Raw genomic sequence first — 14,287 nt, 5'->3', positions numbered from 1 at the left:
CCGCGCGGCATCCCTTCTTCGTTCCCGTTCGAGCGGTCAGCGCTCCCAGGGCGATTCGTCGTGGTCGGAGTCGTCGTCCTCGTCCGAATCATCGTCCTCGTCCGAGTCGTCATCATCGTCGTCGAACTCGTCGTCATCCGAGTCGTCTTCGTCGTCATCGGCAGCGCCGGAATCGAGCGCGTCGATGTCGACCCCGTCGACGTCGCCCGCGTGGGTGACCGCCGTGCTGCCGTCCGCGAAGTCGTCCTCGTCCGCGTCGTCGTCGAGGTCGTCCGCGTCATCATCGAGATCGGCCGCGTCGTCGTCGAGATCGTCCGCGTCGTCATCGTCGCTGTCCGCGTCGTCATCGTCCGCGGCGGCCTGAGCGGCCTGGTAGTCCGCGAGCCGCACGGCCCACGGAACCCACTCGGGAGCGAGCAGCGCTCCGACGGCCGGGAGCAGCTCGACCTCGAGCACGGTCGGCTCGGCATCTTCGACCACGGCGACGCTGACCGTCCACAGCCACCCGGGGTAGCCGGCCAGACGGTTGGCGAAGCGGAGGGAGACGACGCCTTCGGCCTCGACGACGTAGTCGACGGGATCGCCGACGGTCGACGGGGGCGTGATCTCGGCGAGCGCAGCCAGGGCGAGATCGTGAGCGGCGAGCAGACGTTCGTCGACCGCGACCGGCTCGGGCGCGTCGTCGGACGCCGCGACCTCGTCGGACGCAGGCTCGATGACTCCGACCTCGTCCGGCGCCGACGTGTCGGCGGACTCAGGCGTCGAGGTCATCGGCGACCTTGCGCAGCACCGCGGCGATCTTCTTGCCGTGACCCGAGCTGGGGTAGCGGCCGCGACGGAGATCGGCGCCGATGCCGTCGAGGAGCTTCACGAGGTCCTCGACGATGATCGCCATGTCGTCCGCGGGCTTGCGGTTGCGCTTGCTCAGACTCACGGGAGCCTCGAGCACGCGGACGGCCAGCGCCTGCAGACCGCGCTTGCCGTCAGCGACACCGAACTCGAGGCGCGTGCCGGGCTTGAGCGACTCGGTGCCCGCCGGGAGTGCCGTGGCGTGCAGGAAGACGTCCTGGCCGTCATCGGAGGAGATGAAGCCGAACCCCTTCTCGTCGTCGTAGAACCTGACCTTGCCGGTGGGCATGTGCGTACCTCGCTGTCACGGACCGCGTTTCGCGGGCAGAACGGAATGCCGGGGCCGTGTCAGCCCCGGTAACCAGCCTACGGCACCACTGCGAACCGCTACGCTGATGCGGATGAGCACGCGCAGCACGGGCGACGACCTTCCGGTCCGCCGTATCGACCGCATCCTCGCGTTCATGTCGCTGGGGCTGCTGATTCTGGCGATCATCTGTTTCTTCGCGATCATCATCGGCACCGCGACCGGCATGGAGCAGGCAGACTTCGGCACCGGAGCGTGGCCCACGGTCAGCGCCATCGTGTGGATCGCGCCGCCCGTCGCGTTCGCCCTGCTGCTGACGGTGCTGATCATGACCTTCATCCGACGGAGCCGGGCCAACAAGGGCCGGTGACGTGTCTCCCGTCGACGCCCGTGCCCTCGCGAGCTGGCTCGCCACGGTCGACGACGACGTCCTGACGGACCTGCTGCGTCGACGCCGCGTCTCGCCCGACGTCGCCTGGGCCGACTTCTTCGACGCCGCCGAGGCCCTGCTCGATCCCGCGGCGGTGGCCAAGGCCGCTCCGCTTCTCTCCCGGCCGCTCGTCGAAGCCATGGACGACGCGGTCGCCTCCGGCGATGCGGTTCCGCCCGGTCCGGCACGCGACGCCCTGCTGCATCTCGGGTTCGTCTCTCCTGGCGGGATGCCCTACGCCGGTGCCGCTGCGGCGTGGCGCGATGTCCCCCGCCCCGAGACCCCCGGCCGTTCCATCACGACGGGCTCGCCGGAGGACGATGCGCAGCTGGCCGAACGCGCCTTCACCGCGCTCTCGTCACTCGCCGATGTCCTGTCGCTGACGCAGCCGTCGCCCCTCGGACGCACCGGTGCGGGAACCCTGGGTGCCGCCGACCGCCGCCGCCTGATCGAAGCAGGAGCGGTGGCGGATGCCGAGACAGCCGACCTCGTGATCGGGATCGGTCTCGACGCCGGGCTCCTCGGTCCGGTCGACCGCGAGTGGCGGGTGACGACCGAGGGAACCGGCTGGTTGCTCCGTGGCTCCGCCGATCGCTGGGCCGACACCGCCGGCCGCCTGCGCGACGCGCTCCCGGCGGCTCTGCGGACGACGGACGGCGGATGGCAGCCGCCGGCGCAGTGGCACCTCGCCTATCCGCTCGATCCGCAGTGGTCCGTGCGTGCCGAGCGCCTGACGGCGCGGTGGCGGCTGTGGGCGATCATCGACGCATCGGGGCGCCCCGCAGCCTGGGCGACGGCGCTCGCGAACGGCGGCGACGTCGACCGGGTGACGCTGCAGGCGCACCTGCCCGGCGAGGTCGACCGCATCTTCCTTCAGAACGACCTCACGGCGATCGCGCCGGGCCCCCTCGAGCCCGCGATCGATGCGCGGCTGCGCCGGGCGGCGCGACGCGAGTCGCGCGCGCAGGCGTCGACCTACCGGTTCTCCGCCGAATCGATCGGAGCGGCGCTCGCGGCCGGAGAGGATCCGGCATCCCTTGCCGAGTTCCTCACCGCGATCTCGCTGACCGGCCTGCCGCAGCCGCTGGCGTACGAGCTCGAACGGGCGGCCGGCCGCCACGGCCGACTGCGCGTGGGCTCCGACCCCACCGGTCGAACGCAGGTCACGGCATCCGACCAGGGTGCCCTCGACACGCTCGCCGTCGATCAGGCACTGCGTCCGCTCGGGCTCGTGCACGATGGCGACCGGCTCATCAGCCGCAGCTCGGTCGACGCTGTCTTCTGGATGCTGAGCGACGCTCGCTACCCCGTCGCCGCGGTCGACGAGAACGGACAGGTACGGATCCTCGACCGCGCCAAGCTGGCCGCATCGGCGGACGACGCACCGGGGGGCGCCGACGACACCCGCTTCCTGCCTCTCATCGAGCGCATGCGCCGAGCCCATTCCTCCGACGACGCGGATGCCGCGTGGCTGGGCCGCGAGCTCGAGCAGGCGGTCAAGGCACGCGCGGTGATCGAGGTGAGCGTGCGCCTGCCGGACGGCTCGACACGTGACTTCGTGCTCGAAGCGACAGGACTGGGCGGCGGCCGGCTGCGCGGGCGCGACCGCGCCTCGGATGTCGAACGCACTCTGCCGGTGTCGAGCATCGTCTCCGCCCGGCTGACCTGAGCATCGCAGGGACGCTCCGCGCAGGCCGACGTCGGCTGAGCACCGGTACGATTGCTCGTTATGGCTGATGGCCCCCTGATCGTCCAGAGCGACCGCACCGTGCTGCTGGAAGTCGCCCACCCGAGCGCAGAGGATGCGCGGCACGAGCTCGCGATCTTCGCCGAGCTCGAGCGGGCGCCCGAGCACATCCACACCTATCGCATCACGCGCCTGGGACTGTGGAACGCACGCGCCGCGGGGCACGATGCCGAAGACATGCTGGCCACGCTCGACCGCTGGTCACGCTTCCCCGTGCCGCCGTCGGTGTCGACCGACATCCGCGAGACGGTCACGCGCTACGGACGCCTGGTCATCGAGCGCGACGACGAGGGCACCCTGATCCTGCGTTCGAGCGACGCGGCCGTTCTCTCCGAGGTCACGCGCAACAAGCGCATCCAGCCGCTGCTCCTGGGCAACCCCACGCCCGACACGTATGTCATCGACGCCTGGGCCCGCGGCCAGATCAAGCAGGAGCTGCTGAAGATCGGCTGGCCCGCCGAAGACCTCGCCGGCTTCACGCCGGGCACGCCGCACGAGATCGAGCTGCACGAGGACGGCTGGAGCCTGCGCCCCTACCAGCGCAAGGCGGTCGACATCTTCACCGAGGGCGGCTCGGGTGTGGTGGTGCTCCCCTGCGGCGCGGGCAAGACGCTCGTCGGAGCCGCGGCGATGGCCGACACGAAGACGACCACGCTCATCCTCGTGACCAACACCGTCAGCGCGCGGCAGTGGCGCAACGAGCTGCTGAAGCGCACGAGTCTGACTCCGGAGGAGATCGGCGAGTACTCCGGTCAGTCGAAGGAGGTCAAGCCGGTCACGATCGCGACCTACCAGATCCTCACCGCGAAGCGGAAAGGCGAATACGCCCACCTCGCGCTCCTCGACGCGCTCGACTGGGGTCTCGTCGTGTACGACGAGGTGCACCTGCTGCCCGCCCCCGTGTTCAAGCTCACCGCCGACCTGCAGGCGCGACGCCGGCTCGGCCTCACCGCGACCCTCGTCCGGGAGGACGGCCGCGAAGGCGACGTGTTCAGCCTCATCGGCCCCAAGCGCTTCGACGCGCCGTGGAAGGAGATCGAGGCACAGGGCTTCATCTCCCCCGCCGTCTGCTACGAGGTGCGCGTCGACCTGCCGGCATCCGACCGCCTCGAGTACGCGGCCTCGGCCGACGACGAGCGGTACCGCCTGGCTGCCACCGCGCACGCGAAGATCGGGGTCGTCCGCGACCTCGTCGCGAAGCACGCGGGCGAGCAGATCCTCGTGATCGGGCAGTACCTCGATCAGATCGACGTGCTGTCCGACGCGCTGGGAGCGCCGAAGATCACGGGTTCGACGCCCGTCGACGAGCGCGAGGAACTGTACGAGGCGTTCCGAACGGGTGAGATCCCCGTGCTGATCGTGTCGAAGGTCGCGAACTTCTCGATCGACCTCCCCGACGCCTCTGTCGCCATTCAGGTCTCGGGATCGTTCGGCTCGCGCCAGGAGGAGGCGCAGCGACTCGGGCGTCTGCTGCGGCCGAAGTCCAACGGTCACACCGCGAGCTTCTACACGCTCATCGCGCGCGACACCGTCGACCAGGACTTCGCACAGAACCGGCAGCGCTTCCTCGCCGAGCAGGGGTACAGCTACACGATCCTCGACGCCGAGAAGCTCGAAGCGGCCTGAGCCGGTCGCCCCACGGCGGACGTGTCAGGGCTTGGTGAGCTCGGGCGTCGGCTCGCCGGGAAGCGGCACGGTCGCCGTCGGCGTCGGCATAGGGATCGGCGGCGGCAGCTGGGTCCGCGGCAGGCCGTACGTGCGCGCGATCGGTCGCCGCCGCAGCACGAGCTCGACGGCGAGACAGTAGCCCCCGAGCAGCAGCACCGACGTCGCGAAGCTGACCCAGCCGACATCCGCCGCCGCCGGGTCGGCTCCCGTCGCGATCCCGGTCACGAAGGCCAGCAGGTTGTTGACGATGTGCACCGCGATCGCGGCCTCGAGTCCGCCGGTGCGCCACGTGAGCCAGCCCGCGGCGATCGCGAAGAGCGCGACGGCTGCCTGACCGACCGGGTCGTAGAGGTGCCCGATGACGAAGAGGGGCACCGGCAGCAGGATGGCGAACAGCGGATGCCGCAGCCACCGCCCGATCGACTGCATCAGGTAGCCGCGGAAGATGTACTCCTCGGCGGCGGCCTGGACCGGCACGACGAGAATGACCACGAGCAGACTCAGCCACAGCGTGGCACCCGCCGGGGGCGTGAGCGATGCTCCGCTCTGCTCGGCCGGGAGTAGCGAGGTGACGATCGCGACGACGACCGCCATGGCCACGGCGAGTCCGACGCACACGATCAGCCAGCGCCAGCGCAGCCGCCCGAAGACGGCGGAGGCGAACCCGAGACGACGTCCGTTGATGAGGAGCGACGCGAGCAGGTACGCGGGCAGCAGCAGTGCGATGGCGCCGAGGCCGACCAGCAGCGACAGCGGGTTCGTCACATCCAGGGACTCGGAGGTCTCGAGCACGCGGTTCAGCGCCCGAGCCGCGTCGTCGCTCGACAGCGCGATGAGAAGCGCCGCGAGCGCGACGACGAGCAGCATGGCGAGGAAGAAGATGACGCCGACGGCGCCGACCGCGAGCGGGGTCCACCACCCCGAACGACGACGTGCGAAGACGAGCCGATGGAATGCGAGACGGTCGGAATCGATCGGACGCGGCATGCCTCCATCCTCTCGCGACCCCTACCAGGTCGACCCCCTGCGGCGCGATATCCAGCAAACCGATGGGATCCGGTGCCAGTATGGGCCTATGACAGCACCGCGCATTCTCGTCGTGGACGACGAACCGAACATCCGTGACCTGCTGATCACCGGGCTGAAGTTCGCCGGATACCAGGTCCGCGCCGTGGGCAACGGAGCGCAGACGATCTCGGCCGTGCTCGAGGAGGAGCCCGACCTGATCGTGCTCGACGTGATGCTGCCCGACATGAACGGCTTCAGCGTCACCAAGCGCCTGCGGGGCGCGGGCTACACCGCGCCGATCCTCTTCCTCACCGCGAAGGACGAGACCGAGGACAAGATCGAGGGACTCAACGCCGGCGGCGACGACTACGTCACGAAGCCGTTCAGTCTCGACGAGATCGTCGCCCGCATCCAGGCCATCCTGCGCCGGACGATGCAGGCCGACGAGGAGTCGATCATCCGCGCCGGCGAGCTGACGATGGATCAGGACACCCACGACGTCCAGGTCGGCGACGTCTCGATCGACCTGTCGCCCACCGAGTTCAAGCTGCTGCGCTACCTGATGCTCAACCCGAACCGGGTGCTGAGCAAGGCGCAGATCCTCGACCACGTGTGGGAGTACGACTTCAACGGCGATGCCGGCATCGTCGAGAGCTACATCTCGTACCTGCGCCGCAAGATCGACCCGCACTCCTCCGAGCCGCTGATCCAGACCAAGCGCGGTTTCGGATACATGCTCAAGGCCGACAAGTCGGCGTGATCCGCGGGAGCGCAGACGCCTGAGCGATTCCGCGAACGACGGCGTCACCCGGTGGTGGCGCGGCATCAGCCTGCGTACGAAGGTCACGGGCGTCATCGTCACCCTGCTGGCGATGGGGCTGATCGCGGCGGGCGTGGGAACGATGATCTTCCTGCGCAACGCCCAGGTCGCCGCGCTCGACGGCAGCCTCCGCTCGCTGGCCCCGACCGACCTGGCGAGCACGGTGATGGATGTCACCGTCGAAGACGGCATCGCGCTCTTCGAGGCGAAGGAGTCACCGGCGCCGACCACCTTCGTCGTCGCGATCTACAGCGCTGAGGGCGAGCTGCTGTCGGTCGCGGGCGGACCCGAGTCGGTCCGCCCCGATCTGCCCGCCTCGTTCCCCCTCGACCGCACGGTCGTCAAAGGCACCGAGCCTTTCGAGCTCCCCGCTCGCCAGGGAACCGGCACCTTCCACGCGAGTGTCGATGTCCTCCAGCCCGAGGGGTCGCGTGAGAGCTATACGCAGCTCGTCGCGCTTCCGCTGACCTCGGTGACGCAGACCGTCGCGAACTTCATCAGCATCTACACCGTGATCGCCGCCCTCATCCTCGTGGCCGGCGCTCTCGGCACCCGCTGGCTCGTGACCCTCACCTTCCGCAGCCTCAGTCAGGTCGAGGAGACCGCGATGACGATCGCGGCCGGCGACCTGAGCCAGCGCATGGGCGACATCTCCCCCGGCACCGAGGTCGGCCGGCTGAAGATCGCCATCAACGCGATGCTCGACCGCATCGACACCGCCCTGGCCCAGCGCGACGCCACGGTCCAGCAGATGCGGCGGTTCATCGGCGACGCCAGTCACGAGCTGCGCACGCCGCTCGTGACGGTCCGCGGATACGCGGAGCTGTACCGGATGGGCGCGATCACCGACGCCGAGCACACCGCGCAGTCGATGGAGCGGATCGAGAAGGAGGCCGTTCGGATGAGCGGTCTCGTTGAAGACCTCCTGGCGCTCGCGCGCCTCGACGAACGCCGTGACCTGGTCATCGCGCCGGTCGACCTGCGTCCCATCGCCCGTGACGCCGCGCTCGACACGCGAGCGGCGGCGCCCGAGCGCCATGTCTCGGTGATCGAGTACTCCGATGAGACGCTCACGGTGGATCTGCCGACGAACACGGGGACCGCCACGACGACGAAGCGTTCCGGCGGTGCCCGCAACCGCACCGGCCAGACGCTCTCCCGCCTGCGGCGGCGACCGAAGGACGAGCGGGGCGCTCGTTCGGGAGACTCCGGCACGGCGTCCCGGAAGACGGATGCCGCGTCCGCGAGCACGTCGCCCGGCGCGACCGCCGACACGAAGCCGCTGCTGCAGCCGAGCGAGCCGCCGCTCGTACCGGTCGTCCTCGGCGACGAGAACCGCATCCGCCAGGTCGTCGCCAACCTCATCGGCAACGCGCGGCGTTACAGCCCGGAGGGCACCCCGATCGAGATCGCCGTGGGCCTGGATCGCGACGCCCGCATGGGATGGATCTCGGTGATCGATCACGGCGAAGGCATCCCCGAACCGCTGCGCGAGAAGATCTTCCAGCGGTTCTGGCGGGCCGACACGTCGCGCACGCGCGAGACCGGCGGCTCGGGCCTCGGCCTGTCCATCGTCGCCTCGATCGTGGAGGCGCTGCACGGTTCGATCGACGTCCAGGCCACGCCGGGCGGCGGCGCCACGTTCCGGGTCGCGTTCCCCCTAGCCGATCGCCGCGAGGCCGCCGAGCATCTCTGGATCGAGACCCAGCCGCTGCCGCGTCTGCGCGACGAGCGCTGAGCGGGGTGGCGGCGGCTTCTCCCCCGCCGCACCGGGCACCGGCCTCTCCCCGATCGCATCCGCGCGAGAGCGCAGCGGGTCGACGGCGACCTAGCGTGTCGGCATCCACCGCACACGACGCAAGGAGCGACATGGCCACCTTTTCGATCGACAGCGACGCCGTAGCGAGCGCCACCGCCGCCATCCGCGCCACCTCGGGACGCATCGAGAGCGACACCGGCGCGATGATGGCGCAACTGACACAACTGCAGGGCTCGTGGACCGGCAGCGCCGCTCTCGCTTTCCAGGTCGTCGTCGAGAGGTGGCGCGCGGCGCAGCGCGAGGTGGAGGCGGCGCTCGGCGACATCGGATCGGCACTGGATGCCGCCGGCCAGCAGTACCTGCAGGCCGAGGCAGCGGCCGCGGGCTTGTTCCGCTGAGGCCCCTCCGAAACGCAGAACGGCCCCTCCCGAAGGAGGGGCCGTTCTGTATGCGATGGATCAGAAGTCCATGCCACCCGTGGGGTCGCCCGCGGGAGCCGGGGTCTTCTCCGGCTTGTCCGCCACGACCGCCTCGGTCGTGAGGAACAGGCCCGCGATCGACGCAGCGTTCTGCAGCGCGGAGCGCGTCACCTTGGCCGGGTCGATGATGCCCTGCTCGAACAGGTTGCCGTACTCGCCGGTCGCGGCGTTCAGGCCGTGTCCGATCTCGAGCTCGGCCACCTTGTTGGCGACGACGCCCGGCTCGAGGCCGGCGTTCAGAGCGATCTGCTTCAGCGGAGCCTCGATCGCGACCTTGACGATGTTCGCACCGGTCGCCTCGTCGCCCGAGAGCTCGAGACCGCTGAACGCGTTCTTGCCGGCCTGGATGAGCGCGACACCACCACCGGCGACGACACCCTCTTCCACAGCTGCCTTGGCGTTGCGGACGGCGTCCTCGATGCGGTGCTTGCGCTCCTTGAGCTCGACCTCGGTCGCAGCTCCGGCCTTGATGACGGCGACGCCACCGGCGAGCTTCGCGAGCCGCTCCTGGAGCTTCTCGCGGTCGTAGTCGCTGTCGGTGTTGTCGATCTCGCGACGGATCTGGGTCACGCGGCCCTCGAGCTGAGCCGAGTCACCGGCACCCTCGACGATCGTGGTCTCGTCCTTCGTGATGATGACCTTGCGCGCACGGCCGAGAAGGTCGACGGTGGCGTTCTCGAGCTTGAGGCCCACCTCTTCGGTGATGACCTGGCCGCCGGTGAGGATCGCGATGTCCTGCAGCTGAGCCTTGCGACGGTCGCCGAAGCCGGGAGCCTTGACGGCAGCCGACTTGAAGATGCCGCGGATCTTGTTGAGGACCAGCGTCGCGAGAGCCTCGCCCTCGACGTCCTCGGCGATGATGAGGAGCTCCTTGCCCTCCTGGATCACCTTGTCGACGATGGGCAGAAGGTCCTTGATGTTCGAGACCTTCTGGTTCGCGATGAGGATGTACGGGTCCTCGAAGACGGCCTCCTGGCGCTCCGGGTCCGTGACGAAGTAGGGGTTGATGTAACCCTTGTCGAAGCGCATGCCCTCGGTGAGCTCGAGCTCGGTGCCGAAGGTGTTCGACTCCTCGACGGTGACGACGCCCTCCTTGCCGACCTTGTCGATGGCCTCGGCGATCAGCTCGCCGATCGAGGCGTCAGCAGCCGAGATCGAAGCGGTGGCAGCGATCTGCTCCTTCGACTCGACCTCCTTGGCGTCAGCGAGGAGCTGGTCGGTGATGGCCTTGACGGCCTTCTCGATGCCCTTCTTGAGCGAGATGGGGTCGGCGCCGGCTGCGACGTTGCGCAGGCCTTCGCGGACGAGCGCCTGAGCGAGGACGGTCGCGGTGGTCGTTCCGTCACCGGCGACGTCGTCGGTCTTCTTGGCGACCTCCTTGACGAGCTCCGCACCGATCTTCTCGTACGGGTCGTCGAGCTCGATCTCCTTGGCGATCGAGACGCCATCGTTCGTGATGGTGGGGGCGCCCCACTTCTTTTCGAGCACGACGTTGCGACCGCGCGGGCCGAGCGTCACCTTGACGGCGTCGGCCAGCGTGTTCAGGCCGCGCTCGAGGCCGCGGCGGGCCTCCTCGTCGAAAGCGATGATCTTTGCCATGTGTGTGTCGTCCCTCCCGGACGGTGGAGAACAGTCTTTAGCACTCGATGAACGTGAGTGCTAAAGCCATTCTGGCACTCGCCCATGGGGAGTGCAAGCCGCGTGGCCGGTGACGCGACCCGGGGAAACGACGGAGCGCACCGCGATGGCGGTGCGCTCCGTGGAGTGTTGCGATTCAGGCGACGACACGCACCGATTCCGCTTGCGGACCCTTCTGCCCCGTCCCCACGGTGAACTCGACCGCCTGGCCCTCTTCGAGCACGCGGAAGCCGCTCATCTCGATGTTGGAGTAGTGGACGAAGACGTCCTGCCCTTCGTTCACGGTGATGAAGCCGAAACCCTTCTCGGCGTTGAACCACTTGACGGTGCCCTGTGTCATGCGAATCTCCTGATGCTGTGCGACAGCGTCATCGTATGCAGGGCGTTCCGCCGGATCCGGCGCTTCCGGTCACTGTTGACACGGCCGCATCGAGAATTTCACGAGCGTGAAACACGCCCCCTCATTCGCCGCCGGAAGAGCCGCCCGCGCGGTCCTCGCCGACGACCACGGTGAGCTGCTTGCTGGGCGCCCCGTCCGCGCCGTCCGGGCCTGCATAGGCCTCGCTCATCTCCACGTCCGCTCCGCCGATGACTTGGGCGAGGCCCCGCGCGGCGCCCTCGTCCTCCGCATGGACGTAGAAGATCGTGGTCGTCGCGAAGTCATGAGTGCTGGCGTCACCCGCGTCGACGACATCCGAGTTCCATCCGGCACCGACGACGGTGTCGCGGAGGGCGGTCGCCAGTCCGCGCTCCGACGTCGCGTTGAGGATCAGGACGGGATACGAGGTGTCGACGACCGGATCGGCCTCGACGGGAGCCTCGACCACGGACGTCGCCGTGGGCGCCGCCGGGAACAACCCGATGCGACCGGTGACGATCATCGTGCCGAGGACGCCCGCCGCCACCAGGACGAGGACCGCGACGGCAGCCCAGACCAGGAGCACGCCGGCGCGCAGCCGGGGGTTCTCGGCCCGGTGGGCGCCGACGCGGGTGGTGTCGGCGGGCAGCTCGTCGAAGCGGTCTTTCGGGTATGTCGTTGTCGGCACGGAGGAATGCTATCTGCCGAAGCTTCGCGTCACATGGCCGCGCGGTCGGCGCGCGAGCGCTCGGCCGCCGCACGCATGCGCCGCAGGCGGTGCACGAGCAGGGGATCGTGCGACAGCGCGTCGACCGACTCGATGATCCGCCCGAGCAGCTGGTAGTACCGCGCGGGGCTCAGCGAGAGCTCTTCGCGGACGGCCTCTTCTTTCGCGCCGCTGTGAGCACCCCAACGCGCCTCGAAATCGAGGATCGAGCGGTCGCGTTCGGAAAGTGGCACGTCTCCACGCTACGACCGCGCGCGCTCGGAGCCGGGACGCCACTCCCACCATCGCCCGAGCGGGTCGGCCGCAGCGTCGATCTCCCCGTCGAGGGCGACCGCGAAGCCGTCGCGCCAGCCGGAGGGAGCACCGCCTGCCCAGCCGTCATGGGTGGCGGGCTCGTCGATCGTCAGCCACCGCCCCAGTCCGCGAGCACGCGTGACCACGCCCGCGCGTCGTTCCCGCGGGATGTGCACGAGCACCCCGGGCGTGGTGATCACGAGCGTCGCGTCGGCCGGGGCGAGCGCTGCCACGTCCGGAAGAAGGTCGTACGCGTCGCCGGCGAACAGAAGGGGCGGGTCGGATGCCGCGACAGCCGCCGCCGCTCGGATGCGCTCCGCCCGCCCGCTCTCGCCCGGCCACACCAGGCGCGTCAGCCAGTCGACGTCGCGGGGATCGCGCACGTCCAACGGGGCGAGATCGATGCCGGTGCGCCAGACGATCTCGGGATGCCGCACGCGCGGCATCCGCACTCCCCTCACCTCGCTCGTCAGCTCGACCGGGGCCGCCCCCGCGGGCGGGTCGAGGCGCGTCTCGCCGTGGTCACCCAGGTACCGATACGAGTAGCGGTCGGGATACAGGCACAACCCGGCGCTCGCTCCGACCTCGAGCAACGCGATGGGCCCCGCGACGCGCGACAGCGTCGGAAGAAGCGCGGCGCAGCGGAGCGGCTCGTTCGTCTGCACCGAGCGGACGAGGGTCTCCGAGACGACGGCGTCGGCGTGGTCGAGCACCCACGATGCCCACGACGACGAATCCACGTCGCCGGAACCCAGCAGGCGGCAGACCGCGAACACGAGCGGCGGCTGGCGCCGGTTCGCGGGAAGCCGCGAGAGCACCTGCAGCAGGTCGCGATCTTCGACGACGCGACGCGCCCATGCCGCGTAGAGATCCGATCGCCCGGGTGCCTCGTCGACGGCGAACCGCCGGTAGCGCTCGATCACGGCGGCGAACTCGTCGGACATGAAGCCATTCTCAGGGAACATCGACCCGCAACGTCGAGTTGAATAGGACGAGGCGAAGGAGCAGACATGACCTATTCCGTGAACAAGACCGACGAGCAGTGGCGCGAGGAGCTCACCCCTGAGCAGTACGCGGTGCTGCGGCAGGCCGGCACCGAGCGCGCGTGGACCGGGGAGCTGCTCGACGAGAGCCGCGCGGGCCTGTACACCTGCGCCGCCTGCGGCGCCGAGCTGTTCCAGAGCGGAACGAAGTTCGACTCGCACTGCGGGTGGCCGAGCTTCTACGAGTCGGTGCGCCCCGAGGCCGTCGAACTGATCGAGGACCGCTCGCACGGCATGGTGCGCACGGAAGTGCGCTGCGCGAACTGCGGTTCGCACCTGGGGCACGTCTTCCCTGATGGTTTCGGCACGCCCACCGGTGACCGCTACTGCATGAATTCGCTGTCGCTGTCGTTCACGCCCGAGCAGGAGAAGTGACCGGAGCCTTCGAAGCCGCCGGCGCACGCCGGTCGTGGTCGAAGGTCACCGACGAGGCACCCTCGCACGAGGAGCTCGTGCGACTGGTCTCGGCCGCGGGGCGGGTCGCCGACCACTCGTCGTTGCGTCCGTGGCGGCTCATCGAGATCCGAGGCGACGGGCGGACGCGGCTGGGCCGCGCGCTGAACAAGGCCGAGGGCAAGCTCGGTGTCTCGACGAAGCCGATGCGCGCCCCGCTGCTCATCGCGGTCGTCGCCAGCTACAGCAAGAAGAGCAAGGTCCCGCGGTGGGAGCAGGAGGCCGTGGCATCAGGCGTCGCTCACATGCTGAGCCTGCTTCTCGACGAGGCCGGGTGGGGCGTGTTCTGGCGCACGGGCGGCGCGACGCGATCCAAGGCGGTCGCGAAGGCGCACAAGCTCGGCAAGCGCGAGGAGCTGCTCGGCTGGCTCTATGTCGGCGGTAAGCCCGCAGACCGCGACTCGGGGCGCCGCAAGTCGATCGACGGCGAGTCGTTTCTGAGCCCGATGCCCTGAATCGCCCTCAGGTCGGAGGCTGCGAGCGGGATCGGAGCCTGCGGGCCGACAGACGACGCTCGTCGAGGAGGTCGGCGATGTCGACGTCGAGCGCTGCCGAGATCCGCGCCAGCTCCTCGATCGACATCGCCGACGGCTGCCGAACGTGCAAGCGGCGGGCGAGCGTTCGCATCGGGATCCCGCTCGCCTCTGCCAGCCATTCCTGCGTCAACCGCTCATCCGCGAGAACCGCGCGGATGGACCGAGCCACTC

17 protein-coding genes are annotated in these 14,287 nt (G+C 69.6%); 8 read left to right on the top strand and 9 right to left on the bottom strand.

Features of this window, described 5'->3' with window-relative positions:
• Positions 1 to 36 precede the first annotated feature (36 nt).
• Entirely contained in the window at positions 37 to 771 is a 735-nt protein-coding gene (locus tag ABIC53_RS02980) for a DUF3027 domain-containing protein (protein ID WP_354450304.1), read from the bottom strand.
• Positions 755 to 1,138, bottom strand: coding sequence for a cold-shock protein (locus ABIC53_RS02975; RefSeq protein ID WP_023954781.1), 384 nt, complete (start codon positions 1,136 to 1,138; stop codon positions 755 to 757). Before ABIC53_RS02975 ends, ABIC53_RS02980 begins: the two co-directional genes overlap by 17 nt.
• A gap of 112 nt (positions 1,139 to 1,250) precedes the next feature.
• Here ABIC53_RS02975 and ABIC53_RS02970 point away from each other — a divergent pair, with 112 nt between their 5' ends.
• Genes ABIC53_RS02970 through ABIC53_RS02960 form a run of 3 tightly spaced genes read left to right on the top strand, consistent with a single transcriptional unit; the run spans position 1,251 to position 4,959 of the window.
• Entirely contained in the window at positions 1,251 to 1,526 is a 276-nt protein-coding gene (locus tag ABIC53_RS02970; RefSeq protein ID WP_354450302.1) for a multidrug ABC transporter ATPase, read from the top strand.
• A 1-nt stretch (position 1,527) separates the two neighbouring features.
• Entirely contained in the window at positions 1,528 to 3,255 is a 1,728-nt protein-coding gene (locus ABIC53_RS02965; protein WP_354450300.1) for a helicase-associated domain-containing protein, read from the top strand.
• Between the two features lie 60 nt (positions 3,256 to 3,315).
• On the top strand, positions 3,316 to 4,959 hold the full coding sequence (locus ABIC53_RS02960) for a DNA repair helicase XPB (protein ID WP_354450298.1): 1,644 nt from the start codon (positions 3,316 to 3,318) through the stop codon (positions 4,957 to 4,959).
• Between the two features lie 24 nt (positions 4,960 to 4,983).
• Here ABIC53_RS02960 and ABIC53_RS02955 read toward each other — a convergent pair whose 3' ends face one another.
• Positions 4,984 to 5,988, bottom strand: coding sequence for a CPBP family intramembrane glutamic endopeptidase (locus ABIC53_RS02955; protein ID WP_354450296.1), 1,005 nt, complete (start codon positions 5,986 to 5,988; stop codon positions 4,984 to 4,986).
• An 88-nt stretch (positions 5,989 to 6,076) separates the two neighbouring features.
• On the opposite strand from ABIC53_RS02955, the gene ABIC53_RS02950 reads away from it, so the two are divergent.
• The 3 genes from ABIC53_RS02950 to ABIC53_RS02940 all read left to right on the top strand — a co-directional run bounded on the left by ABIC53_RS02950 (position 6,077) and on the right by ABIC53_RS02940 (position 8,986).
• Positions 6,077 to 6,769 carry a response regulator transcription factor gene (locus tag ABIC53_RS02950; RefSeq protein ID WP_023954791.1) on the top strand — a complete coding sequence of 231 codons (693 nt, stop codon included), beginning with the start codon at positions 6,077 to 6,079 and terminating at the stop codon, positions 6,767 to 6,769.
• Between the two features lie 112 nt (positions 6,770 to 6,881).
• A complete protein-coding gene (locus ABIC53_RS02945) occupies positions 6,882 to 8,567 on the top strand; it encodes a sensor histidine kinase (RefSeq protein WP_354450294.1) in 1,686 nt (561 codons plus the stop codon).
• Between the two features lie 131 nt (positions 8,568 to 8,698).
• Positions 8,699 to 8,986 (top strand): WXG100 family type VII secretion target, encoded by a 288-nt coding sequence (locus ABIC53_RS02940; protein ID WP_354450292.1) that lies wholly within the window; start codon positions 8,699 to 8,701, stop codon positions 8,984 to 8,986.
• A 60-nt stretch (positions 8,987 to 9,046) separates the two neighbouring features.
• Here the strand turns inward: ABIC53_RS02940 and groL are convergent, their stop codons facing one another.
• The 5 genes from groL to ABIC53_RS02915 form a co-directional block, all read right to left on the bottom strand.
• The gene (groL, locus tag ABIC53_RS02935) at positions 9,047 to 10,666 is read right to left on the bottom strand and encodes a chaperonin GroEL (protein WP_354450290.1); all 1,620 of its coding nucleotides are present in this window, start codon (positions 10,664 to 10,666) and stop codon (positions 9,047 to 9,049) included.
• A 175-nt stretch (positions 10,667 to 10,841) separates the two neighbouring features.
• On the bottom strand, positions 10,842 to 11,045 hold the full coding sequence (locus tag ABIC53_RS02930) for a cold-shock protein (RefSeq protein ID WP_023954799.1): 204 nt from the start codon (positions 11,043 to 11,045) through the stop codon (positions 10,842 to 10,844).
• Between the two features lie 121 nt (positions 11,046 to 11,166).
• Entirely contained in the window at positions 11,167 to 11,751 is a 585-nt protein-coding gene (locus ABIC53_RS02925; RefSeq protein ID WP_354450288.1) for a LytR C-terminal domain-containing protein, read from the bottom strand.
• Between the two features lie 29 nt (positions 11,752 to 11,780).
• The gene (locus ABIC53_RS02920) at positions 11,781 to 12,023 is read right to left on the bottom strand and encodes a DUF3263 domain-containing protein (protein ID WP_354450287.1); all 243 of its coding nucleotides are present in this window, start codon (positions 12,021 to 12,023) and stop codon (positions 11,781 to 11,783) included.
• A 9-nt stretch (positions 12,024 to 12,032) separates the two neighbouring features.
• The gene (locus ABIC53_RS02915; RefSeq protein ID WP_354450285.1) at positions 12,033 to 13,028 is read right to left on the bottom strand and encodes a DUF2332 family protein; all 996 of its coding nucleotides are present in this window, start codon (positions 13,026 to 13,028) and stop codon (positions 12,033 to 12,035) included.
• 66 nt (positions 13,029 to 13,094) lie between these two features.
• Here ABIC53_RS02915 and msrB point away from each other — a divergent pair, with 66 nt between their 5' ends.
• Both msrB and ABIC53_RS02905 read left to right on the top strand, forming a co-directional pair.
• The gene (gene msrB, locus ABIC53_RS02910) at positions 13,095 to 13,502 is read left to right on the top strand and encodes a peptide-methionine (R)-S-oxide reductase MsrB (RefSeq protein WP_023954808.1); all 408 of its coding nucleotides are present in this window, start codon (positions 13,095 to 13,097) and stop codon (positions 13,500 to 13,502) included.
• Positions 13,499 to 14,035 carry a nitroreductase family protein gene (locus ABIC53_RS02905; RefSeq protein WP_112617104.1) on the top strand — a complete coding sequence of 179 codons (537 nt, stop codon included), beginning with the start codon at positions 13,499 to 13,501 and terminating at the stop codon, positions 14,033 to 14,035. The genes msrB and ABIC53_RS02905 overlap by 4 nt, the downstream gene beginning before the upstream one ends.
• Positions 14,036 to 14,042: 7 nt before the next feature.
• Here the strand turns inward: ABIC53_RS02905 and ABIC53_RS02900 are convergent, their stop codons facing one another.
• A complete protein-coding gene (locus ABIC53_RS02900; protein ID WP_162815455.1) occupies positions 14,043 to 14,285 on the bottom strand; it encodes a helix-turn-helix domain-containing protein in 243 nt (80 codons plus the stop codon).
• Positions 14,286 to 14,287 lie beyond the last annotated feature (2 nt).

The organism is Microbacterium sp. 1262, from assembly GCF_040544895.1.
Lineage (GTDB): Bacteria > Actinomycetota > Actinomycetes > Actinomycetales > Microbacteriaceae > Microbacterium > Microbacterium plantarum.
Note: the sequence above shows the minus strand (reverse complement) of the source record. Positions and strands in the feature narration are given on the sequence as shown.

What these genes read in the sequence shown, in the direction of transcription:
- groL (WP_354450290.1), bottom strand. Translation starts at nt 10,666, where the DNA reads ATGGCAAAGATCATCGCTTTCGACGAGGAGGCCCGCCGCGGCCTCGAG.
- ABIC53_RS02970 (WP_354450302.1), top strand. Translation starts at nt 1,251, where the DNA reads ATGAGCACGCGCAGCACGGGCGACGACCTTCCGGTCCGCCGTATCGAC.
- ABIC53_RS02930 (WP_023954799.1), bottom strand. Translation starts at nt 11,045, where the DNA reads ATGACACAGGGCACCGTCAAGTGGTTCAACGCCGAGAAGGGTTTCGGC.
- ABIC53_RS02960 (WP_354450298.1), top strand. Translation starts at nt 3,316, where the DNA reads ATGGCTGATGGCCCCCTGATCGTCCAGAGCGACCGCACCGTGCTGCTG.
- msrB (WP_023954808.1), top strand. Translation starts at nt 13,095, where the DNA reads ATGACCTATTCCGTGAACAAGACCGACGAGCAGTGGCGCGAGGAGCTC.
- ABIC53_RS02915 (WP_354450285.1), bottom strand. Translation starts at nt 13,028, where the DNA reads ATGTCCGACGAGTTCGCCGCCGTGATCGAGCGCTACCGGCGGTTCGCC.
- ABIC53_RS02980 (WP_354450304.1), bottom strand. Translation starts at nt 771, where the DNA reads ATGACCTCGACGCCTGAGTCCGCCGACACGTCGGCGCCGGACGAGGTC.
- ABIC53_RS02940 (WP_354450292.1), top strand. Translation starts at nt 8,699, where the DNA reads ATGGCCACCTTTTCGATCGACAGCGACGCCGTAGCGAGCGCCACCGCC.
- ABIC53_RS02950 (WP_023954791.1), top strand. Translation starts at nt 6,077, where the DNA reads ATGACAGCACCGCGCATTCTCGTCGTGGACGACGAACCGAACATCCGT.
- ABIC53_RS02975 (WP_023954781.1), bottom strand. Translation starts at nt 1,138, where the DNA reads ATGCCCACCGGCAAGGTCAGGTTCTACGACGACGAGAAGGGGTTCGGC.
- ABIC53_RS02955 (WP_354450296.1), bottom strand. Translation starts at nt 5,988, where the DNA reads ATGCCGCGTCCGATCGATTCCGACCGTCTCGCATTCCATCGGCTCGTC.
- ABIC53_RS02945 (WP_354450294.1), top strand. Translation starts at nt 6,882, where the DNA reads ATGGGGCTGATCGCGGCGGGCGTGGGAACGATGATCTTCCTGCGCAAC.